This window comes from Nocardia cyriacigeorgica GUH-2, assembly GCF_000284035.1.
In the GTDB taxonomy this organism is placed as follows: domain Bacteria; phylum Actinomycetota; class Actinomycetes; order Mycobacteriales; family Mycobacteriaceae; genus Nocardia; species Nocardia cyriacigeorgica_B.
This window is the reverse complement of record NC_016887.1, coordinates 5,049,574-5,071,425: the sequence shown is the minus strand read 5'-3', so window position 1 is coordinate 5,071,425 and position 21,852 is coordinate 5,049,574. Positions and strand designations below refer to the sequence as shown.

At 69.7% G+C, this 21,852-nt stretch carries 21 protein-coding genes; 12 read left to right on the top strand and 9 right to left on the bottom strand.

Features of this window, described 5'->3' with window-relative positions; translation table 11 throughout:
- Window positions 1-161: 161 nt before the first annotated feature.
- Window positions 162-1,046, top strand: coding sequence for a mycothiol conjugate amidase Mca (mca, locus tag NOCYR_RS22985; RefSeq protein WP_193364726.1), 885 nt, complete (start codon window positions 162-164; stop codon window positions 1,044-1,046).
- Window positions 1,046-1,351, top strand: a complete 306-nt coding sequence (locus tag NOCYR_RS22980) for a membrane protein (RefSeq protein WP_048833631.1) — start codon at window positions 1,046-1,048, stop codon at window positions 1,349-1,351. Before mca ends, NOCYR_RS22980 begins: the two co-directional genes overlap by 1 nt.
- A 406-nt stretch (window positions 1,352-1,757) precedes the next feature.
- Here NOCYR_RS22980 and NOCYR_RS22975 read toward each other — a convergent pair whose 3' ends face one another.
- Both NOCYR_RS22975 and NOCYR_RS22970 read right to left on the bottom strand, forming a co-directional pair.
- Complete coding sequence (locus tag NOCYR_RS22975) at window positions 1,758-2,156, bottom strand: NUDIX hydrolase (RefSeq protein ID WP_148280731.1); 399 nt, start codon at window positions 2,154-2,156, stop codon at window positions 1,758-1,760.
- A gap of 34 nt (window positions 2,157-2,190) precedes the next feature.
- The gene (locus NOCYR_RS22970) at window positions 2,191-4,992 is read right to left on the bottom strand and encodes an ATP-binding protein (RefSeq protein WP_014352808.1); all 2,802 of its coding nucleotides are present in this window, start codon (window positions 4,990-4,992) and stop codon (window positions 2,191-2,193) included.
- Window positions 4,993-5,210: 218 nt separating this feature from the next.
- Here NOCYR_RS22970 and NOCYR_RS22965 point away from each other — a divergent pair, with 218 nt between their 5' ends.
- The 3 genes from NOCYR_RS22965 (at window position 5,211) to NOCYR_RS22955 (ending at window position 6,750) form a co-directional block, all read left to right on the top strand.
- Window positions 5,211-5,849 (top strand): glyoxalase, encoded by a 639-nt coding sequence (locus tag NOCYR_RS22965; RefSeq protein ID WP_014352807.1) that lies wholly within the window; start codon window positions 5,211-5,213, stop codon window positions 5,847-5,849.
- 32 nt (window positions 5,850-5,881) lie between these two features.
- Window positions 5,882-6,232: a VOC family protein gene (locus NOCYR_RS22960; RefSeq protein WP_014352806.1), complete on the top strand. Its 351-nt coding sequence runs from the start codon at window positions 5,882-5,884 to the stop codon at window positions 6,230-6,232.
- Window positions 6,233-6,387: 155 nt separating this feature from the next.
- Window positions 6,388-6,750 carry a DoxX family protein gene (locus NOCYR_RS22955; RefSeq protein ID WP_014352805.1) on the top strand — a complete coding sequence of 121 codons (363 nt, stop codon included), beginning with the start codon at window positions 6,388-6,390 and terminating at the stop codon, window positions 6,748-6,750.
- A gap of 33 nt (window positions 6,751-6,783) precedes the next feature.
- On the opposite strand, the gene NOCYR_RS22950 is transcribed toward NOCYR_RS22955, so the two are convergent.
- On the bottom strand, window positions 6,784-7,392 hold the full coding sequence (locus tag NOCYR_RS22950; protein WP_048833630.1) for a hypothetical protein: 609 nt from the start codon (window positions 7,390-7,392) through the stop codon (window positions 6,784-6,786).
- 610 nt (window positions 7,393-8,002) lie between these two features.
- Here NOCYR_RS22950 and NOCYR_RS29810 point away from each other — a divergent pair.
- The 3 genes from NOCYR_RS29810 (at window position 8,003) to NOCYR_RS22940 (ending at window position 11,093) form a co-directional block, all read left to right on the top strand.
- On the top strand, window positions 8,003-8,191 hold the full coding sequence (locus NOCYR_RS29810) for a hypothetical protein (RefSeq protein WP_158430198.1): 189 nt from the start codon (window positions 8,003-8,005) through the stop codon (window positions 8,189-8,191).
- A 310-nt stretch (window positions 8,192-8,501) separates the two neighbouring features.
- The gene (locus NOCYR_RS22945; protein ID WP_014352804.1) at window positions 8,502-8,999 is read left to right on the top strand and encodes an allene oxide cyclase barrel-like domain-containing protein; all 498 of its coding nucleotides are present in this window, start codon (window positions 8,502-8,504) and stop codon (window positions 8,997-8,999) included.
- A gap of 63 nt (window positions 9,000-9,062) precedes the next feature.
- Window positions 9,063-11,093: a thioredoxin domain-containing protein gene (locus NOCYR_RS22940; protein WP_231855984.1), complete on the top strand. Its 2,031-nt coding sequence runs from the start codon at window positions 9,063-9,065 to the stop codon at window positions 11,091-11,093.
- 22 nt (window positions 11,094-11,115) lie between these two features.
- On the opposite strand, the gene NOCYR_RS22935 is transcribed toward NOCYR_RS22940, so the two are convergent.
- The 4 genes from NOCYR_RS22935 to trhA all read right to left on the bottom strand — a co-directional run bounded on the left by NOCYR_RS22935 (window position 11,116) and on the right by trhA (window position 14,621).
- Window positions 11,116-12,015, bottom strand: coding sequence for a phosphatidylinositol mannoside acyltransferase (locus tag NOCYR_RS22935; protein ID WP_014352802.1), 900 nt, complete (start codon window positions 12,013-12,015; stop codon window positions 11,116-11,118).
- On the bottom strand, window positions 12,012-12,179 hold the full coding sequence (locus NOCYR_RS29805; protein ID WP_158430196.1) for a hypothetical protein: 168 nt from the start codon (window positions 12,177-12,179) through the stop codon (window positions 12,012-12,014). Before NOCYR_RS29805 ends, NOCYR_RS22935 begins: the two co-directional genes overlap by 4 nt.
- Before the next feature lie 158 nt (window positions 12,180-12,337).
- Window positions 12,338-13,921 carry an adenylate/guanylate cyclase domain-containing protein gene (locus tag NOCYR_RS22930; protein ID WP_048834403.1) on the bottom strand — a complete coding sequence of 528 codons (1,584 nt, stop codon included), beginning with the start codon at window positions 13,919-13,921 and terminating at the stop codon, window positions 12,338-12,340.
- Window positions 13,922-13,997: 76 nt separating this feature from the next.
- A complete protein-coding gene (trhA, locus tag NOCYR_RS22925) occupies window positions 13,998-14,621 on the bottom strand; it encodes a PAQR family membrane homeostasis protein TrhA (RefSeq protein WP_048834402.1) in 624 nt (207 codons plus the stop codon).
- Between the two features lie 220 nt (window positions 14,622-14,841).
- Between trhA and NOCYR_RS22920 the strand changes: the two genes are divergently transcribed.
- On the top strand, window positions 14,842-15,630 hold the full coding sequence (locus NOCYR_RS22920; RefSeq protein ID WP_014352798.1) for an isoprenyl transferase: 789 nt from the start codon (window positions 14,842-14,844) through the stop codon (window positions 15,628-15,630).
- A 15-nt stretch (window positions 15,631-15,645) separates the two neighbouring features.
- On the opposite strand, the gene coaA is transcribed toward NOCYR_RS22920, so the two are convergent.
- Window positions 15,646-16,578, bottom strand: coding sequence for a type I pantothenate kinase (coaA, locus tag NOCYR_RS22915; protein WP_048833628.1), 933 nt, complete (start codon window positions 16,576-16,578; stop codon window positions 15,646-15,648).
- Between the two features lie 180 nt (window positions 16,579-16,758).
- Between coaA and NOCYR_RS22910 the strand changes: the two genes are divergently transcribed.
- Both NOCYR_RS22910 and glyA read left to right on the top strand, forming a co-directional pair.
- Window positions 16,759-17,964 (top strand): hypothetical protein, encoded by a 1,206-nt coding sequence (locus NOCYR_RS22910; protein WP_014352796.1) that lies wholly within the window; start codon window positions 16,759-16,761, stop codon window positions 17,962-17,964.
- Window positions 17,965-18,064: 100 nt separating this feature from the next.
- Window positions 18,065-19,360 (top strand): serine hydroxymethyltransferase, encoded by a 1,296-nt coding sequence (glyA, locus tag NOCYR_RS22905; protein ID WP_048833627.1) that lies wholly within the window; start codon window positions 18,065-18,067, stop codon window positions 19,358-19,360.
- Between the two features lie 151 nt (window positions 19,361-19,511).
- Here the strand turns inward: glyA and NOCYR_RS22900 are convergent, their stop codons facing one another.
- Window positions 19,512-20,711 carry an FAD-dependent monooxygenase gene (locus NOCYR_RS22900; protein WP_014352794.1) on the bottom strand — a complete coding sequence of 400 codons (1,200 nt, stop codon included), beginning with the start codon at window positions 20,709-20,711 and terminating at the stop codon, window positions 19,512-19,514.
- Between NOCYR_RS22900 and NOCYR_RS28665 the strand changes: the two genes are divergently transcribed.
- Window positions 20,710-21,804 (top strand): TetR/AcrR family transcriptional regulator, encoded by a 1,095-nt coding sequence (locus tag NOCYR_RS28665; protein WP_148280730.1) that lies wholly within the window; start codon window positions 20,710-20,712, stop codon window positions 21,802-21,804. The two genes, NOCYR_RS22900 and NOCYR_RS28665, sit on opposite strands and share 2 nt — an antisense overlap.
- Window positions 21,805-21,852 lie beyond the last annotated feature (48 nt).

Genomic DNA, 21,852 nt, shown 5'->3' with positions numbered 1-21,852 from the left:
GAGGCGGTCATGCGGTGTCCTTCGGCCCCCGGTCCGGGCGCTGACGAGCGCTCGCGGGGGGTAGGTCGGAACAGAATCGGTCGGAATGGAACTATAGAGAACGAAGACCTGACGGGAATCTCCCGACCCACCCGCGATGCGAGAGCGACGGTGAACGTGAAGTGAGTGGCCTTCGCCTCATGGCGGTGCACGCCCACCCCGACGACGAATCCAGCAAGGGCGCCGCGACCACCGCTAGGTGCGCCGACGAGGGCAACGATGTCCTCGTCGTCACGCTGACCGGCGGCGAACGTGGCAGCATCCTGAACCCGGCCATGGACACCCCCGGTGTGCTGGACCGAATCGATGAGATCCGGCGCGAGGAGATGGCGGCCGCGGCCGCCGCGCTCGGCGTCGAGCAGACCTGGCTGGGGTTCGTAGACTCCGGGCTGCCCGAAGGCGACCCGCTGCCGCCGCTGCCCGAGGGCTGCTTCGCGCTGGCGCCGCTGGAGGAGGCCACCGAGGCGCTGGTGCGGGTGGTGCGCGAGTTCAAGCCGCACGTCATGACCACCTACGACGAGACCGGCGGCTATCCGCATCCGGACCATATCCGCTGCCATGAGGTGTCGGTGGCCGCGTTCGAGGCCGCGGGCGATCCCGAGCAGTTCCCGGACGCGGGCGAGCCGTGGACGCCGCTCAAGCTGTACTACAACCACGGGTTCTCCATCCGCAGGCTGGAGGTGTTCGCCGAGGAGTACGACCGCGTCGGCGAGCCGTTCCCGATGCAAGAGTGGCTGGACCGGATGCGCAAGTACGCGGTGGAGCGCGGCGATGTGATGACCCGCGTCACCACGCAGGTCGAATGCGCCAAGTACTTCGCGCAGCGTGACGACGCCCTGCGCGCGCACGCCACCCAGATCGACCCCAACGGCGCGTTCTTCGCCATTCCGCTGGAGATCCAGCAGCGGCTGTGGCCCACCGAGGAGTTCGAGCTGGCCCGCACCCGGGTGCGCACCGCGCTGCCCGAGAACGACCTGTTCGCCGGCATCGGGGACGAGCACCGGTGATGCTCGCTCTACTCGCCCAGACCCCGGGCACCCCGACCGGCCCCGAATTCGGCAAGGCCTCGCCGTTCGGTCTCATCATCGTGCTGATCCTGCTGGTCGGCACGTTCCTGCTGGTCCGCTCGATGAACAAGCATCTGAAGAATCTGCCCGAAAAGTTCGAGCCCGAACATCCAGAGCCGGATCAGGCGGCCGATGAGGGGACCGAGCCGGGCATCGCGTTGCGCGCGGACGAGGAGGAGGACGCCGGCAAGCGTGCTGATTCCGACGGACACGCCGATACCGGTGGACGTGCGGAAACCGGCTGAGTGCTGAAGTTCGCGTCGGGCCCGAGACCGTGGATGGTCTCGGGCCCGATGTCGTTGCGGGGCCGGAGCGGCTCGTATGGGTATGCCGCAGATGGTGTTTCGCGGCGGGAAGTTTGGACGCCCGGGATGAGTTCGGTGATGGCGCATCGCTTCACCCTGGTGAGCCGAGGTGGCTCGGGTGGGGGCGCCGCTGCGCTCGTTCCGGGCGCACTGTGCAGTCTACCGGGCGAGATTTCCCATCGCACTGGGTTTTTCGGTTGCTACGGGTTTGTTCTGCGGCCGAGATCGAACGGCGATGGTGGTTGACCAGCGGGACCGTCGCCGGGAAACGAAGTGGTAGAGGGCTTTACGCGGGTGCGGGGTGTGCGGGCGCCGAGTGCTGAAAGCTGACGTTCAGCAACCGCATTCACCAGTCGATGAGGCCGAGTTCGTGGAGGTGCCGGAACACCATCATCGAACCGGGCGCGACGTGGTCCATGGCCGCGTACTCGCTGACGGTGAAGTAGCGCAGTTCGGCGATCTCGCTGGTGGGTGTCGGGTCGCCGGTGAGGTCGGCGGTGAAGCAGTTCATCTGCAACTGGGTGCCAGGGGTGTGCCCGTAGGCTTCGGCGTGGAAGACACCCAGTTGCTCGACCCCGGTCACGCCGACGCCCAGTTCCTCGCGGATCTCCCGATGCAACGCCTCCACCGGCGTCTCACCGGGGTCGATCTTGCCGCCCGCCATGTAGAAGACCTCTTTGCCCACCGAGCGCGTCTGGATGAGGCGGCGGTCACGGATGTGGGCGAGGGCGGCGGTACGGATCACGGGTTCCACTGTAGGAAGCGATCGTCTCGCTCTGTCACCGCCCTCTGACCGGCGCCATTGGGGTGAGGCCGAGGTCGGCGATCGCGGCAATTCCCTGAGCGGCGTCGTCTCCACCGGCGAGGATCCGGGACCGTGCCGCCTGGTAACCGCAGCCGGCCGCCTCGAAGGTCGTGGCGGTGGCGAGCGTTCGCTGGGTGTCTCCGGCGAGCAAAGCGTCGGCTCGTTCCACGAGGGCTTCGGCAATCGGGTTGCCCGACACGATGTTTCGGGCCTCCGCGATGCATTCGGCGGATTCCGGGCTACCAGCAAGCACGGCGGCTTCGGCGCGCAACGCCACGTACCAGTGCAACCAGATCCAGGTGACCCAGCGCCACACCTCGTCGGGCGCGGCAGCCATGCGCTGCACCGCCTGGGCGGCCTGGCCGTGGTGGAGTAGGGCGAGGGCGTCGAAGACGGCGCCGTAGCCGTGGGTGCGCACCGGGGTGGTGTCGACGCGGCGGGCGTACTCGGCCCATTCGGCGTGGGCGTCCTGGTCGTCGCGCAGGTCGTGGATCATCGCGACCCCGGCCATCGCGGGACCCAGCAGCGAGCGGGCGGGGCTGCCGGCGCGCTGCCAGGAATCGAGGAAGCGGACGCTGTGCGTGCGGACCTGCTCGACATTGCCCGCCAGTGCGTCGGCAACCAGCAGCCAGCTGGTGGCGCGGTGGCCGACCTCGGCGAGCAACGGGTGTTCGGCGAGGCGGTGGGCCCAGCGGCGGGCGCTCGGCAGATCGCCGGCGCCGAGGCTCGCTTCGGTGGCTTCGCCGAGCGCTTCGATCAGTTCGTGAGTGGCGGGCGGCGTGGGCGGGGCGGAGTCCAGGACCGCCATGCGGCGCAGGGTGGTGGCGGCGGCGCCGAAGGTGTCACCGGCCCAGCTCTGCACGCCGGCGAGGGTGTCGAGTGCGGCGGAGGCGGCGAGCGGATCGCCGGTGCGCTGGGCCAGGTCGACGGCGTGTTCGGCGCAGGCGAGGGTCTGCGGGACCACCTCGCCTTCCGGGTGCTGGGCGGAGAGGTTTTCGGTGAGCATCCGTCCGGCCTCGGCCAATGCCACTGCCGCCTGAGCGTGGGGGTCGACGGCCGCGAGTTGCCGCGCCTCGTCGATCAGGGCGCGCGATTCCGCTGCGGGCAGCACCCGGACGAACTTGCCGGCGAAACGATACGAGTCGGCGGCCGCAGTGGCCAGATCGCAGGCGGCGCCCGCGGTGTCACCGGACCGGCGGGCGGCCTCGGCGGCTTCGCGATGCAGGCGGTCCATGTCCTCGCCGCGCAGCTGGCAGCCGGCCGCGCCCGCCGCCTGGCGCAGCATCGAGGCCGCCGCGGCCGGGTCGTCGGCGAGGGCGGCGGCCTGCTCGTAGCGCATCTGGGATTCGCCGACCAGGTTGCGGGTGAAACAGGATCGGGCCATCCGCTCGGCGAGCGCGCAGGCGTCGGAGCGCTGGTCGGGGTAGTCGGCGGCCCAGGACAGGGCGGCGCGGAGATCGTCGGCCACCCGGTCGAAGCGGGCGCGCCAATCGGCGCCGACGACGTCGAGCGCCTCCGCCTCGGTCAGGCACCAGCGCAGATGACGGGAGCGGGTGTCGAGCAGTTCGCCGGCCTCGGTCAGGCGTTCCATGCCGTACTGGCGGATGGTCTCCAGGGCGCGGTAGTCGGTGCCGTGCGCGGTCGCCGTCACCACCAGCAGGCTCTGTTCGGCCAGACGCGCAAGCCCGTCGGCGGCGACTCCCAAGTCCAGTCCGGCGACCTGCGCGGCGGCCTGCACGGTGAACGACTTCATGAACACCGAGATGCGGCGCAGTAGGACCCGGTCGTCGGGATCGAGCAGGTTGTGGCTCCAGTCCAGGGCGGCGCGCACCGAGCGGTGCCGGTCCTCGGCGCGGGAGCCGCCCGACAGCATGCGCAGCTGATCCGACAGCCCGGCCTCGAGCCCGTCCAGGCCGAGAGTGGTCCAGCGGGCGGCGGCCAGTTCGATCGCCAGCGCGACGCCATCGAGGCGTTCGCAGAAGGTGGAAACCTGGTCGCGCAGGGCATTGTTCGGCGGCCAACCGCTCGCGGCGGCGCGATCCATGAACAGCTCGACCGCGTCCGAATCGCCCGCGCCGGCCAGCGACATCGGCGCCACCGGATACACGCGCTCGAACGGAACCATCAGCCGGGCGCGGCTGGTCGCCAGCACCGTCATCCGGGGGCAGGCGGCGAGCAGGCGTTCGATGAACGGCGCCACGCCGTCCAGGACGTGCTCGCAGTTGTCGAGAATCAGCAGGGCCTGGCGGTCGGCGAGCGCGGCGAGCACCGACTCGTCCATGCCACGGCCGGGCTGCTCGCCGAGACCGAGGGCGAGTGCGACCGTCCCGGCGACCATGCAGATGTCGGGGCTGGTGATCGGCACCAGATCGACGAACCACACGCCGTCCGGAAAGGCGGCGGCCGCGTCGGCGGCGACGGCCAGCGCGAGCCGGGTCTTACCCACCCCGCCCGGGCCGACGGCGCTGACCTGCCGGTGCTCGGTGATCAGCGCGGTCAGCTCGGAGCGTTCGCGGGCGCGGCCGATGAACGAGGTGAGCGGTTTCGGCAGGGCCGGTGCGGGCTGCGGTTGCGCATCGGCCTGCGGTTCGGCCGCGTGCTGGGCCAGCGCCCGCCGATCCGGAACCTCCAATTTGCGCAGCAACGAGGACACATGGCTCTCCACGGTCCGCACCGAGATGAACAAGCGCGCAGCGATCTCGGCGTTGCTCAGATGCTGCCCCACCAGCGAGAGCACCTCGGCTTCGCGCGCCGAGATCTCCACCGTCGCCGCCATGACTCCCATCCTGCTCGTGATCGCGTGATCATACTGCGCGCCTCCGGTACGGAGGCGGCACGGAGGCGCTGCGTGCTCGCGATCCGTGACTGCGTGTGCGCGATCCGTGGTGGGTTCCGTGGTCGCCACGGATGTGGTGGGTGCCCCTCCGGCGCGAAGCTGTGAACACCGCCGGATCAGCCCGACAGGCACACCGGCCACCGACCTCAGGAGTGATCATGACCAGCACCGCTTCCATCCAGTCCGTCATCCTCGAAGCCACCGACGCCGCGGCCACCCAAGCCTTCTACGACGCCGCGTTCGGCCTCGGCGACAAGCTGCGGGTGCGCGAATCGCAGGCGCCGACCAGCGGGTTCCGTGGCTACGTGTTGTCGCTGGTGGTCTCGCAGCCGAGCACGGTGGACAGCCTCATCGGCTCGGCCGTCGACGCCGGCGCGACCATCGTGAAGGCCGCCAAGAAGAGCTTCTGGGGCTACGGCGGCGTGATCGCGGCGCCGGACGGGTCCATCTGGAAGATCGCGACTTCGGCGAAGAAGGACACCGGGCCCGCCACCAGGGAGATCGACGAATTCGTTGTGCTGCTCGGGGTGGACAACGTCAAGGCGACCAAACAGTTCTACGTCGAGCAGGGGCTGCGCGTGGGCAAGAGCTTCGGCAGCAAGTACGTCGAGTTCGAGGCGCCGGCGTCGGCGGTGAAGCTGGCGCTCTACGGCCGCAAGGCCGCCGCCAAGGACGCCGGGGTGCCCGCCGAGGGCAGCGGCTCGCATCGCATCGCCTTCGCCGCCGACATCGCGCCCTGCACCGACCCGGACGGGTTCGTGTGGGAATCCGCCGCCAGCCTCAGCCCGTCCGCCTGACAAATCCAGGCCCCATTGTTCGAGGAGAGATCATGACCACCACTCAGGGAATCAAGACCGTCCTGCACCCGGTGAAGGACCTCGAGGCCGCCAAGCAGGTGTACACCGCGCTGCTCGGGGTCGCGCCGCAGACCGATTCGCCTTACTACGTCGGCTACGACGCCGAAGGCCAGCACATCGGGCTGGTACCCGAGGGCGGGCCGCAGCAGATGACCTCGCCCGTCGCGTACTGGCACGTGGACGATATCGAGGCCAAGCTCGGCGAGCTCGAGGCGGCCGGGGCGACGGTGAAAGAACCGGCGCGCGAGGTAGGTGGGGGCCGGGTGGTCGCCGCCGTCACCGACGTCGACGGGAACGTTCTCGGGCTCATCCAGGACAAGTGAATCCGGTGCGTGCCGCCGGGCGACGAGGGGTTCGCCCGGCGGTAGGCGCGTATATCGCTTGGCGGAAGTGACGGGAACCACGGTCGGTGGCCATCACATTCGCGGCGCGTGCCTCGTCCATTCGGCAACCACAGCCACACCCAGCCGGAGGAATGATGAACATCGCAACGGCCGCAACCCTGATCGTCACCGCCCTCGCCACCCTCGCGGCGGCGGTCTCCGATCTCGCTCGCAACCGGTGGACGCTCGACAACATGACCAAGTACGGAGTCCCGCACTCCTGGATCGTCCCGCTGGGCCTGGTGAAACTCGCGGGCGCGCTCGGATTGCTCGGCGGCCTGGCGTTTCCGGCGTTGGGCATCGCCGCCGCGGCAGGCTTGGTGCTGTACTTCGTCGGCGCGGTGGCGACGCTGGCCCGTGCCCGCGGCTTCGCCGATCTGGTCTATCCGGGGTTCTATCTCGTGCTTGCCGGTGCGTCGCTGGTGTTGGCGATCGCCGCGACCGGATCCGGGCGCTGATCACGTGAACGCGGCGCCGTAGCGGCGGCATGGTCATCGTCCTGTGCTGCCGTGGCCCAGAGGTTGCTGACGGGCACCGCTCACCGGCTCGGTGCGGGCCATATTCACCAGGATGTCGTGCAGGGCCTTGGCCTGCTTCCCCGCGCGACGCTCCCGCACGACCACCTCCGTGAACGCGTCGACCAAGGCGAGGCCCGGGTTCAGCGGACTGAAGCCGAGATCAGCACCGCCGCGCAGAGATTCGGCGACCAACAGGCGCTGCGCCTGCTGCCGGGCACGAAAATCCCCCGCGACGTCGAGAGCGGCACCATAGGCGCGCACCACCGCCGTATACGCCGGACTATGCGCCCTGCGCCGCGTGCGCAACCACTGCCTCGAGCGCGGGGCAGCAGCCGGGAGCGGCATCAGCGTGGTCCTGTCGAGCACCAGCCACAACGGGGCCGGATCCGACCGAGGCCGGGTGGCGGCGCCGAGTGTGCGCGGTGGAGCGCTACTGGTCGGATCGCTGATCTCGATGCCCTGCAAGGCAATCGGATACCTGCCCAGCAGATACTCAACGGCCCGCGCCACCTCGACCGCGCTGCTCGAATCGAGTTGCGCACGGTCGAGCCCGATCACCGTCAGCCCATGGCGAGCCGCCATCTCGACAAGAGCATTAGCGTCGGAGGCGGACTGCCTGGGCGGTGTATTGGTGGCGGGTGGACGTGTGGCTGTGTCCGGCTGCGTGGTGGTTGGTTGTGCGGCGGCGGCAGGGCGTGGGGGAGGTGGTGGCGCTGCGGCTGGTGGCGCCGCTGGTGGATGCGGTGTGGCGGGTTGTGCGTCAGCTGGTTTCGTCACAGTTGGTTGCGCGCTGTTGGGTTGCGCAGCATCGAGCGGAGTGCTCGGCGGGTGGTGATCCGCACCAGGCGAAGGCGCCGGTCGCGCACCTGGTGCCGGGCCGGCCCCAGGGTGTGATCGGGCAACGGTGGGTACGCGGAGGGAACGCAGCGATTCCGGTAGGGCATCGAGCGCGGACGGTGCCTGTCCTGCGGCTGCGATGGCTGTCGGCGGGTCGGCAGGCAGGGGGCGTGGTGAGGTCTTGCGGGGCGGGGGTTGCGGTGCAGCCGAGGAGGTCGCGCTTGCGGACAGATGTTCGGGGGTTGCTGGGTTTGTTGCGGGTTGTCTTCGCTGCGACCAGGGGGTCGGGCGGGGCGCCCGGGCGGGTGCGCGGAGGCCGGGGGCAGCGGGCGTGGGGGCTGCAACTGTCAGGGCTGTGGCCGGGCCAGCGGTGGCCTCGGTCGCGGCGGTCGGCTGGGCCTCGGCGGCGGCTATGGCGGCTTTCAATTCCGCGATGGTGGCGGTGGCGTCGGCGATGACGCGTTCCAATCGCGTCACCATGGCCCGCATTTCGGTGAGGTCGGGGCGCGATGGGGGGTTCATCGCGCTGTCCTGCTCGGCATGACCGCCTATCGGGTGAGGCCGGTGTGCTGACCGGTAACCACATCCGGTCGCAGCGGGCGCGGCGACGGACGATGACGCGTCCAGTTTCCCATCCGGGGCGCGCGGATTCCCGGAGATGGGGAGTCGCCGGTTTGCACTCGGCGGCGGTGCCGGGGATCGCGCGGTCGTTCGGGCGAAGGTCGTCTCGTGGTGGCCTCGGTCGAGCGATCTGACATCTCGGCGCTTCTCGTCGTCGTTCTCGGTGAGGCTGTCGAACCACGACGCCGCACCGACGGGGCAGTTCAGGAGTGCCTGCCAGTGAGGAGTAGTCCATGTCGTACCAGAGATCGTCCATCGGGAAAGTGGCCGGCGCGGTGGCCGGGGTGGGCCTGCTGGCCGGAGGGCTGAGCGCGTGCGGGGCGGATTCCGAAGCGGCCGCGCCGCGGGTCGAGATCATCGAGGCCGCGGCCCTCACCGACCAGCTCGCGGTCACCGACGTCGACAAGCCGGGCGTGAGTCTCGGCGACACGACGGTCTACTCGGGCGGCATCCACCGCGACGGTCGTCGCGTCGGACACGGTGGCGGGGCCTGCCAGAACGTCCATATCGAGGGTGACGCGATCACCATGCAATGTGTGCTCACCGCCCAGCTCGAACGGGGATCGCTGACCATGCAGGCCGTGTGGGTCCAGGGCACCAGCCCGCTCGACCTGGCGATCACCGGCGGTACCGGTGACTACCGTGACGCGAGCGGCATCGCCCGGTTCTGGGATATCGGGACACCGGACGAGCGGATGCGCGCCGAAATCACACTTCCCGCAGACGAGTGACCGGCTGACGACGCCAGGTGCGGGGCCGTGTTTTGCGGGCGCCAGGTGTGGAAGGCTGGCACTGTGAATCGATTGGCCACCGCGACCTCGCCGTATCTGCGTCAGCACGCCGACAATCCGGTGCACTGGCGGGAATGGGATGCCGATGCGCTGGCGGAGGCGGCGGCGCGGGATGTGCCGATCCTGCTGTCCATCGGGTACGCCTCCTGCCACTGGTGTCATGTGATGGCGCACGAGTCGTTCGCTGATCCGGAGACGGCGGCGTTGATGAACGACAACTACGTCTGCATCAAGGTCGATCGCGAGGAGCGGCCCGACCTGGACGCGGTGTACATGAACGCCACCGTCGCCATGACCGGGCAGGGCGGCTGGCCGATGACGTGCTTCCTCACCCCGGCCGGTGAGCCGTTCTACTGCGGCACCTACTACCCGAAGGTGCCGCGCGGTGGCATGCCGTCGTTCGGCCAGTTGCTGACGGCGGTCGCCGACACCTGGCGCAACCGGCGCGACGAGGTGAATCTGGCATCGTCGCAGGTGGTCGAGGCGCTGCGCGGGCAGGCGGGCGGGCTGCCCGACAGCGAGCTGTCCCTCACCGCCGAACTGCTCGATCACGCGGTCGCGGCGGTGCTGCGCGATGTGGACGATGAGCACGGCGGCTTCGGCGGTGCACCGAAATTCCCGCCGTCGGCGTTGATGGAGGGGTTGCTGCGCAGCTGGGAACGCACCGGCGACGACAAGGTGCTCGATGTGGTCCGCCGGACCGGTGCGGCCATGGCGCGCGGCGGCATCTACGACCAGATCCGCGGTGGGTTCGCGCGGTACTCGGTCGACGCCGCCTGGGTGGTGCCGCATTTCGAGAAGATGCTCTACGACAACGCCCAGCTGCTGCGCGCCTACGCCCATCTCGCGCGCCGGGTGCCAGACGACGATCTGCCGCGCCGGGTCACCGCCGAGATCGTGGAATTCCTGTGCGACGACCTGGGCACCGAGCAGGGCGGATTCGCCTCCGCGCTCGACGCCGACACTCACATCGCGCCGGGCGAGCCGGGCATCGAGGGCGCGACGTATGTGTGGTCGCCCGCCGAACTCGTCGCCGCGCTGGGCCCGATCGATGGCGCCTGGGCGGCCGAGGTCTTCGGCGTCACCACGGCAGGCAACTTCGAGCAGGGCACCTCGGTGCCGACTCGCTACACCGACCCCGACGACACCGCCCGATTCGAGCGGATCCGCTCGGCCCTGCGCACCGAGCGCGCCCGCAGGCCGCAACCGGATCGCGACGACAAGGTGGTCACCGCCTGGAACGGGATGGCGATCACCGCGCTCGTGGAGGCCGCCACCACGCAGGGCCGCGACGACTGGCTGGACGCGGCGATTCGGTGCGCCCGGTTCCTGCTGGCCGAACACGTCGTCGGCGATCGAGTACTGCGTGCCTCGCTCGGCGGCAGCGCCGGCACCGCGCCCGGCGTGCTCGAGGACTACGCCTGGCTCGCCACCGGCCTGCTCGCCTTGCACCAGGCCACTGGCGAAATCGACTGGCTCGAGCATGCGCAGCGGCTACTCGATTCGGCCATCGAGCATTTCGCCGATCCGGACGCCCCCGGCAGCTGGTTCGACACCGCCGACGACGCTGAAACCCTCGTCGCCCGCCCCCGCGACCCGATCGACGGCGCCACTCCGGCGGGAGCGTCGTCGCTGGCCGAGGCGCTGCTCACCGCGTCGGCTTGCAGTGCGCCCGACCGTGCCGTCCGCTACCGCGAACTCGCCGACCGCACTCTCGACCGCGGCACCGTGGTGCTGGCCAAGGCCCCACGCTCGGCCGGGCAGTGGTTGACCGTCGCCGAGGCGGCGTTGCACGGACCGATCGCGGTCGCCATCGCGACGAACGACCGCGCCGCCTCCGCCGACCTGCTGACCGAAGCCCGCACGGCGGCCCCCGGCGGCGCGCTCGTCCTTGCGGCCGAACCGGATTCGGTTCCGCTACTCGCCGACCGCCCACCCGTCGACGGTGCGGCGGCCGCCTACGTCTGCCGCGGATCGGTCTGTGATCTGCCGGTCACGACCGCCGATGCGCTTCGGGAGTCGTTGAGCCGCTGAGGGTTCCGGCGGTAACCGATCCTCAGCGCGCCTGGGACTTCCGCTCCCGCCCCTGGAGATCGGCCGTCCACAGCGGTTGCAGCATGTGCCAGTCGGCGGGGTGGGCGGCGATGGCGGTGGCGAAGGCGTCGGCCAAGGCTTGGGTGGTCGGCTGGACTCCGCCGGTGGTGTCGATCGGGGCGCCGACGCTGAATCCCCAGCCGTCGGGGGTGAACCAGCAATGCACGGGGAGCAGCGGTGCGCCGGTGTCGATGGCGAGGCGCGCGGGGCCCGCGGGCATCTGGGCCGGTTCGCCGAAGAAGGTGACCGGCACGCCCTTGCCGGACAGGTCACGCTCGCCGAGCAGGCATACCACGCGGCCCTGCCGGATGCGCTCGGTCAGCTGCGTGAACGGCGGCGTGGCAGCGCCGGTGAGCGGGATGATCTCGAAGCCGAGACCCTCGCGGAAGCGCACGAACCGCCGGTACAGCGATTCCGGCTGCAGCCGCTCGGCGACCACTGTCGGCGCGCCGATGCGCTGCACCACCCATAGTCCCGCCAGGTCCCAGTTGCCGCTGTGCGGAAGCGCCAGCACCGCACCGGTTCCGCTGTCCACCGCGGCCCGCAGGTGCTCGAGACCGGTGGCCGAGGACTCGATGACGTCGGCCATCGCGACCGGATCCATCGACGGCAGCCGGAACGCTTCGCACCAATAGCGCGCGTAGGAGCTCATGCTCGCGCGCATGAGCTCGTCGGGCACCTGGCCGGGCGTGGTGCCGAGCACCCGAGCCAGGTTGCGCCGCAACTGATCAGGGCCCCCGTCGCGCACCGACCGAGCGGCCGCGCGGTCGAACAGGGCCAACGCCCACCGCTGCGGCAGCGCCCGCACCAGCCCCCAGCCCGCCGCGTACCCGAGGTCCACGGCCGTGGCTTTCAGATTCATCGATCACCGCCGGCCGGGGCGCCGGCTTCATCGGTCGGCGCGGAGCCGGTGCCCGCGCTGCTGAACACCGGTGCGACGGCGGCGCCGTCCTCGGCCGAGGCGGCGGTGGGGGTGGTTTCATCGAGGTGACTGAACAAACTCGCGGGTGGAGATTGAGGATTCATCCCTGAAGTCTCCTCTCACAACATGAACCGTGCGCGTCCGGCTGACGTTGCGGGCAGTTCGGGCGTCTCCTTCGGGTCTATTCACCTCGCGATGCAGGCGGGTCGGGCGGCCGGGGCGGCGATCGGGGGCGGCCGATTCCGGTGTCTCCGGCTCCCGTTCAGGCGGGTCCGGCGGTCGGGTCACCGGTGGGAGCGGGTGCCGGGCGCGGAGGGTCGGCAGAGGCGGTTCCATCGTCTGCCACCGGATCTGCCGATGGCGTCTCGTCCTGCGGCAGATCGGTCCACGACGGCGTCGGATCGCTCATTCCGCGCAGCGGCAGTTCACCGTAGGGCTCCCACTTGGCGCGTTCGTGCGGTGCCGCGGCCTCGATCACCGACTCGCTCACCAGGATTCGGCGGTGCACGGCCTTGGCGGCGGTGGTCAGGCGCGCGGCCTCGTTGACGGCGTCACCGATGACGGTGAACTCCAGCCGGGTATCGGTGCCCACATCACCGGCGAACACCTGACCGCGCGCCACTCCGATACCGATATCGAGTTCGCCGGTGGCCAGCACCTCGTCGCGGATGCGGCGGGCGGCCCGCAGCGCGGGAGTGGCGTTGTCGCGCAGGGCGAGCGGGGCGCCGAAGATGCACAGCGCGGCATCGCCTTCGAACTTGTTGACCAGCCCGTTGTTGTCTTCGGTGGCCGCGACGACGATGGACAGCAGCCGGTTGAGCTTGGCCACGAACTCCTGCGGCGGCAGGCCGGTGGAGATCTCCACCGAACCGGTCACGTCGACGAACAGCGCCGACACCACTCGCACGTCGCCGGTCAGGTCCACTCCGCCGGCCAGCGCCCGCTCGGCCACCTCGTCACCGACGTGCCTGCCGAACACATCGCGCATCCGGGTCCGTTCCCGCAACGCGGCCGCCAGCTGATTGACCGAATGCTCCAGCCGCCCGATCTCGCTGGCACTTCCCACCGACACCCGCACATCGAGATCGCCGTGGGTGATCTGGTCCAGCGCCATCCGCAGCTTCCGCATCGGCGCGGCGACCGCGCGGGCCAGCGTCGCGGTGGCCAGCGCCCCGACGACGATGCCGAGCGCGGCCACATAGATACCGGTGCGAATGCGATCCGACGGCCCGGACACCGGATCGGCCAGCACCACGATCAACATCGACAGCGGCATCGCACCCGACACCGCCCAGGTCAGCACCACGCGCACGAACACCGTGGAACTCCAGTGCATCGTCGCGCCCAGCACACCGGCCACGATCGGGATGGTCGGGCGGATCAGCCGGTCCACGATCAGGAAGGTGAGCCCGCCCGATTCCAGCCCGCCGATGATGAACATCGACGCCATCACCGCCAGATCGTCCTGCTCGGTCACCCGGGCCAGCACGGCGGAGGCGATGATCACCCCGGGCAGCCACAGCGCCAGCGCGCGGGTGGTGATGGCGATGGGCAGCCGCAGCAGGCGGCGCGCCTCGTCGGGGGTGGGTTTGCGGGTCTGGTCGAGCCAGGCGAAATAAACGGTGCGGTCGCGGATGGCCAAGACGATGCCGACGCCGAAGCCGATGGCCGGGTAGATCGCGACGATGGCGAGCGCGCGCAGGATGTCGGGGCCGAGCCGGTCGAAGAATCCGCCGAGCCACAGCTGGGTGACGATGACGGCGAGACCGCTGAGATTGCAGGTGATCACCACCGCGGCCAGGCCCCAGCGCGCCCGTAGCGCCCAGACCACCAGACGGGCGATCATGGCGTGCACTCGGGCTGCGCGTTGCTCATTGCGGCAGCGACTGACACGAACGAGCAGCATAGAACGCCGGGGGCGCTCAGCGCAGCAGCACCAGCCAAACCGCAACGTAGTGCGCCAGCGCCGCGAGCACCGTCGCGGCATGGAAGAACTCGTGATGGCCGAAGACTTCCGGCCACGGATTCGGCCATTTGGTGGCGTAGAGGATGGCGCCGCCGCTGTAGATCAGCCCGCCCACCAGCAGCAGGATCAGCGGGGCCAGGCCCACATTGTCGTAGAGCTCGCCGGCCACCGGCACGATCGCCCAGCCGAGCAGCAGATACAGCGGCACCCCCACCCAGCGCGGCGCGGTGGGCCACAGCAGTTTCAACGCGACACCGGCCAGCGCGCCGGCCCACACCACGATCAGCAGGGTGCGTCCGGTGGAACCGGGCAGGCCGAGCAGCGCGAACGGGGTATAGCTGCCCGCGATGAACAGGAAGATCATCGAGTGATCGGCGCGCTTCATCCGGATGCGGGCGCGCACGGTCTGCCAGGTGATCCGGTGGTAGACGGCGCTGACCCCGAACAGCAGGCAGACGGTGAGCCCGTAGACCAGCGTCGACCACACCGCGGTGGCCGAGACCGTGGTCGCGACGGCGACCAGGGCGATCACCGCGACCGCCGCGAACCCGACCGCCCAGGTGTGGATCCAGCCGCGCATGCGGGGTTTGAGCAGCGCCGCGAGCGCGTCGGCGGGATTGAGCGCCTCGTCGGCGGCGTCGGCGGATGCGGTGCTGGCGTCGGTGGTGCCGACCGGATCGGTCACGAACTACCTCCTGAGTTAACTCGCGAGTAACCTACGGAACCGTAGGTTGCCGGTCCGATGGTCACTGTACCGGGAAACGCGGCCGTTGCCGCAGACAACGTGACGAGGCGTACTGTTGGACGCCGTGGAGTTTCCGAGTCGGGTGCGTGGCTTTCCGTATCGCGTCTACGAGGCCCGGCTGGCCAAGCAGCTGGCAGGCAAGCAGCATCCCCGTCACGTTGCGGTGATGTGCGACGGCAATCGGCGCTGGGCCAGGGAAAACGGCTTCACCGACGTCAGCCACGGGCACCGGGTCGGAGCGCTGAAGATCGCCGAACTGGTGGGCTGGTGCGAGGCCGCGGGCATCGAGATGGTCACCGTCTACCTGCTGTCCACCGAGAACCTGCGCCGCGATCCGGAAGAGTTGGAGACGCTGTTCGAGGTGATCACCGACGTCGTCGAGGAACTGTCGGCGCCGGACCAGAACTGGAGCGTGCGGCTGGTCGGCTCGCTCGACGGCTTCCCGGAACTGATCGCCAAACGGTTGCGCACCGCCGCCGAACGCACCAGCGGACGCAACGGCGTACACGTCAACGTGGCGGTGGGCTACGGCGGCAGGCAGGAGATCACCGACGCGGTGCGCTCGCTGGTGCGCCAGGAGATCGCGGCCGGGGAGACCGGCGAGGACCTGGTGCAGTCGATCACCGTCAACGCGATCGGCCAGCACCTCTACACTTCCGGGCAACCCGATCCCGACCTCGTCATCCGCACCTCCGGCGAGCAGCGGCTGTCCGGGTTCCTGCTGTGGCAGAGCGCGTACTCGGAGATCTGGTTCACCGAGGCCTACTGGCCGGAGTTCCGCCGGGTGGATTTCCTGCGCGCGCTACGTGATTACGCCGCGCGGCACCGCCGGTTCGGGGTGTGAGCGGAGCCGGCCCGCTCACAACTTCCGCAGGCGCAGCCGATTGATGGTGTGATCGGAATCCTTGCGCAACACCAGCGTCGCGCGCGGCCGGGTCGGCAGGATGTTCTCCACCAGATTCGGCCGGTTGGTCGAGTTCCAGATGTCCTTGGCCGCCGCCGTGGCTTCCTCGTCGGTGAAGCGGGCGTAATGGTGGAAATGCGCCTTCGGATCGGCGAACCCGGTCTTGCGCAGGCTGAGAAACCTTTGCACGTACCAGTTCTCGATGTCCTCGATGCGGGCGTCGACGTAGATGGAGAAGTCGAACAGATCCGACACCATCAGCCGCGGGCCGGTCTGCAAGACATTGAGACCCTCGACGATGAGAATGTCGGGCTGGCGCACGCAATGGAACTGATCCGGGACGATGTCGTAGGAGATATGCGAATACATCGGCGCGCACACCTCGGGAGCACCGGATTTCACCTCGGTGACGAAACGCAGCAGTTTGCGGCGGTCGTAGCTCTCCGGGAATCCTTTGCGATGCATGATGCCGCGGCGGGTGAGTTCGGCAGTGGGATAGAGGAACCCGTCGGTTGTGACCAAATCCACTCGGGGATGATGATCCCAGCGCGCCAGTAGTGCTTGCAGCACGCGCGCGGTGGTGGATTTACCCACCGCGACACTGCCGGCGACGCCGATCACGAACGGCACCTGCCGGTCCGGATGTTTTTCCCCGAGGAAGGTCGCGGTGGCCGCGAACAGCCGCTGACGTGCGGCGACCTGCAAATGAATGAGCCGGGCCAGCGGAAGATAGACCTCGGCGACCTCTTCCAGATCGATCTGTTCACCCAGACCACGCAGGCCGCGCAGTTCTTCCTCGGTGAGCACCAGTGGAGTCGATTTCCGCAGTGTGCGCCACTGTTTCCGATCGAATTCCACATACGGGCTCGGCTCGCTCATCCGTGCCACTTACCCGACGCTCCATTCCGGCAAACACGCACTCATATCGCACCGGCGCTGTGAGATTCGGACTATCTGTGGCCGCATGGCTGAATTCTGCGCCTCGCCGCCGCACACCGGGAAAAGGGGGTCGCCTACCGGCCGGTAACTCTCGGCGCCGCGCTGGTGGAACCGCTATCGTCGGCTGCCATGGAAGCGTATCCGCTCGTGACCGATTACCTGCGGCTCGGCCTGGCCTTCGACCGGCTGGAGGAGGGGTTCGTCGACGCCTTCACCGGCGACCCGGCACTGCGCCGGGAGATCGAGAACGCGCCCGCCCCACAGCCGCGCGAGCTCGCCCGCCGGGCCCGGGCATTGCGCGCCGAACTGCCCGGGGCCGGGCTGGCGCCCGAGCGCACCGAGTTCCTGGATGCGCATCTGCGCGCGCTGGAATGCTCGGCCCGCAAGTTCGCCGGTGACGACATCGGTTTCGTCGACGAGGTGCGCGCCTACTTCGACGTCGACATCGCACCCGGCGATGAGGCCGACTACCGCGACGCGCACCGCAAGATGGACGAGGTGCTGGCCGGCGACGGTCCGCTGGCCGAACGCATCGCCGCGCACCGGCAGGCCGACGAGATCCCGCCGGAGCGGCTGGCGGCCTGCGTGGAGGCGTTCTCCGGCGCGTTGCGCGAGCTGGTGCGCGAGCGGTATCCGCTGCCCGACCACGAGCACGTCACCTACGAGATCGTCGGCGACAAGCCCTGGTCCGGCTTCAACTACTACCTGGGCAATTACCACTCGAAGGTCGCGATCAACTCCGATCTGCGCCAGCACATGGCCAACCTGCCCCGGCTCATCGCGCACGAGGCCTACCCCGGCCACCACACCGAGCATTGCCGCAAGGAGGCCGGACTGGTCGCCGCCGGTCAGGCCGAGCAGACGCTGTTCCTGGTCAACACCCCGCAGTGCCTGATGGCCGAGGGCCTGGCCGACCTGGCGCTGGAGGCGATCGTCGGGCCGGGCTGGGGCCGCTGGGCGCAGGAGATCTACGCCGATCTGGGCCTGCGCTTCGACGGCGAGCGCGCCGAACGGCTCTCGCAGGCCTCCGCGCAGCTGCTCGGCGTGCGCCAGGACGCGGCGCTGCTGCTGCACGATCGCGGCCGCGATGCCGACGAGGTTGCCGAGTTCCTGCAGCGCTGGAACCTGACCACGCCGGACCGTGCCCGGCAATCGCTGCGATTCCTGTCCTCACCGCTGTGGCGGGCCTACATCAGCACCTATGTCGAGGGCTACAAGTTGCTCGGCGGGTGGCTCGATGCGGCACCGAGCGCCGACGAGCGCGCCGATCGGTTCCGGCGGCTGCTGGACGAACCCTTGACGCCCGGCGCGATCCGAGCCGTGCAGGTGGCCTGATCGTCGTCGGTCCGGTCGCCGGAAAGGCGTGCACAAGGCCGCGGGATGTGCTATCCGACCCCGTTCCGCCGGGCGCCGCGGCAGCAAATAGACTGTCCGGGTGACGCAGACGACCGCTTCTGTCAATACCCAGTCTCTCGGTGAACTCGATCCCGAGGTAGCTGCCGCGATGGCAGGAGAGCTCGCCCGTGAGCGCGACACCCTCGAGATGATCGCCTCGGAGAACTTCGTGCCGCGCGCGGTCCTGCAGGCGCAGGGCAGCGTGCTCACCAACAAGTACGCCGAGGGCTATCCGGGCCGTCGCTACTACGGCGGCTGCGAGCACGTCGACGTCGTGGAGAACCTGGCCCGCGAGCGCGCCAAGGAACTGTTCGGCGCCGAGTTCGCCAACGTCCAGCCGCATTCGGGCGCCCAGGCCAACGCCGCGGTGCTGATGTCGCTGATGAACCCCGGCGAGAAGCTGCTCGGCCTGGACCTGGCCCACGGCGGCCACCTCACCCACGGCATGCGGCTGAACTTCTCCGGCAAGCTGTACGAGGTCCACTCCTACGGCGTCAGCAAGGAAGACCACCGCGTCGACATGGACGAGGTGCGCAAGATCGCCCGCGAGGCGCAGCCGAAGGTGATCGTGGCGGGCTGGTCGGCCTACCCGCGGCACCAGGATTTCGCGGCCTTCCGGGAGATCGCCGACGAGGTCGGCGCCTACCTGTGGGTCGATATGGCGCACTTCGCCGGGCTGGTCGCGGCCGGGCTGCACCCCTCGCCGGTGCCCTACGCCGACGTCGTCTCCTCCACCGTGCACAAGACCCTGGGCGGCCCGCGCTCCGGCCTGATCCTGGCCAAGCAGGAGTTCGCCAAGAAGCTCAACAGCTCGGTGTTTCCGGGCCAGCAGGGCGGCCCGCTGATGCACGCCATCGCCGCCAAGGCCGTCGCGTTCAAGATCGCCGGCACCGCCGAGTTCGCCGAGCGTCAGCAGCGCACCCTGTCCGGCGCGAAGATCCTGGCCGAGCGTCTGGGCGCGGCCGACGTCGCCGGCAAGGGCATCAGCGTGCTCACCGGCGGCACCGACGTGCACCTGGTGCTGGTGGACCTGCGCAACTCCCAGCTCGACGGTCAGCAGGGCGAGGATCTGCTGCACGAGATCGGAATCACGGTCAACCGCAACGCCGTTCCGTTCGACCCGCGCCCGCCGATGGTCACCTCCGGTCTGCGTATCGGCACCGCCGCGCTGGCCACCCGCGGCTTCGGCGACGCCGAGTTCACCGAGGTCGCCGACATCATCGGCACCGCGCTGGCCGGTGGTTCGGATGTCGAGACGCTGCGCGGCCGCGTCCGCAAGCTGGCCAACGATCTGCCGCTGTACCAGGGGCTCGAGGACTGGCGCCTGCTGGGCTGAGTCTTTTCCGCTGACGACGCGCCTGCGATCGGCTTCTGCCGCATCGTGGGCGCGTCGCCGTTTTCGGGCCGGCCCAGTGTGGCGCTCGATCCCGGCCGGGGCGCTCGCCGCCACGGCACGTCGGCGGGCGGCATGAGCTGTCCACCGCGGTCTAGTTCCCGTTCGCGCCGGCACCGGTCGCGAACAGGTTCGGGTAGTCGCGCAGCTCGATGTCGTTGGCGCCCTTGTCGCCGAGCTTGACCATCAGCGCGAACAGTGGCGAGTTCAGGAACCAGTCGCGGGCCCGGATCCCGAAGGCGGTCTTGGGGGCGAGGAAGCGGGCCGGGTTGCTGGAGCCGGCGATCTTGTTGTAGCGCCGCATGATTTCGTCGTAGCGCGCGAAGGCCACGGTGTGATCGCCGTCGGCGAGGGCGAGTTCGCCCGCGAGCACGTAGGCGCCGACGAGGGCGAGGCCGGTGCCGAACCCGGCCAGCGTATTGCCGTATCCGGCATCGCCGACGAGTGCGACCCGGCCGCGGATGCACGAGTCCATGTGCACCACGCTCAGCGAATCCAGGTAGAAGTTGGTGGCCGCGTCCAGATCGGCCATCATCCGCGGCACCTCCCAGCCGACGTCGGCGAAGGTCTCCTTGACGATGCGGCGCTGGGCCTGTTCGTCGTCGCGGGCGTAGTCGAGTTCGGGAGCGGCGAACATGTACATCTGCTCGGCCTTCGGGCCGCCGTCGACCGCGAGCTTGCCCGGCGTGTTGTGGGCGTAGGACACCTCACGGCGAGGGCCGTCGGTGCGACGGGGTCCGTTCCCCGAATTGACCAGGCAGTAGTAGTAGCCCCGGTGCTTGACGTAATCGTGCTCGGGGCCGAAGGCCAGCTTGCGCACCCGTGAGTGCACACCGTCGGCGCCGAACACCAGGTCGAAGGTGCGGGCCGGGCCGTGCTCGAACTCCACCCGCACACCGTCGGCGGTCTCGGTGAGTGCGGTGATCGAATCGCCGAAGACGTAAGTGCAGGTCCCGGCGGTGCGCTCGTACATGATCTCGGCCAGATCGCCGCGCAGGATCTCCACGTCGCCGCCGGTGAAGTCACCGGAGATCACCGCGCGACGGTTGCCGTCGGCGTCCACCAGCACCATGTCGGCCCCACCGGTCTGCCGCTCGCGGACGGCGCCGAGGATGCCCATCTGCTCCAGCACCGTCAGGTGGGTGGCGCCCTTGAAGTCGACGGCCTGGCCGCCGGGACGCAGCTCGGGAGCGCGTTCGACGACGGTGACCTCGAAGCCGTAGCGGTCCAGCCAAGAGGCGAGGGCCGGGCCGGCGATGCTCGCACCGGAGATGAGGACGGTCTTGTTACGCATGAGGGCTCCATTCAGCGGAAGTATCTGCGTCCGTCGGAATCTGTTTCCGGCGGACGCAGATAAGCGTATGGTAGACACAGGTTCTCGTCAACACCGTTTCTGGAAGGTCATCGCGATGCCGGCTCCGACCGTGGTCGAACTGCTCTGGGGTACCGCGCGGCCGGCCAAGCGCGGCCCGAAACCGTCGCTGTCGCTCGAGGCCATCGTCGGCGCCGCCATCGAACTGGCCGACGCCGAAGGAATGGCCGGGGTCTCGATGCAGCGCGTGGCCGAGCGGCTCGGCTACACGAAGATGTCGCTGTACCGGTACGTGCCCGGCAAGGCCGAACTGGCCGCGCTGATGCTGGAGCAAGCGCTCGGCGCCCCGCCGGATATGACCGCCCCGCCGGCAATCGCGGCCGCGCCTGACGCCGCTGCCGCGCCTGACGCCGCTGCCGCGCCTGACGCCGCTGCGGCGCCGGTTACCGTTGCGGCGCCGGTTACCGCTGCCCGGCCGGAAACCGCTGCGGGGCCCGATGCCGTTGCGGCGCCAGGTGTCGCCGCCCGGCCGGAAACTGCTGCTGCGCCGGATCGCGCTGCCCAGCCGGAAGTCGCTGCGCCGCCGAATGCCTCTGCGGCCGAGTCATTTTCCACTGAGGCGCCGTGGCGGGCGGGTCTACGCCGCTGGACCGAAGAGATCTTCCGCCGCTACCGGGCGCACCCGTGGTCGCTGGAACTGTCCGCCGGGATCCGGCCGATGGGCCCGAACGAACTCGCCTGGCTCGAAGCCGCGCTGACGGCGATGGCGGGCATCGGCCTGACCGGGCCGGAGCGGCTGGACACCGTCGTCGTGCTCAACGGTCACGTGCGCAGCCTCGCGCTCCAGAACGGCGGCACCCCGGCCGACGGCATGGAGGAGCAGTTGATGCGACAGATGGCCGAGGTGATGGCGGCCGTCGGGGACCGATACCCGGAGGTCACCGCTGCCATGAGCGAGCAGGCCGGTGGTGGTTCGGCCCGCGACGACGCCCTGAACTTCGGCATCGACCGGATCCTCGACGGCCTGCAGGCGCTCGTCGATCGGCGCGCGGGCCGGGCCGACGGCACGACTTAGCCGAGCGCCGTCCGGTTGCGATGCGGCCTGCGCGACCTGGCCGAGCCG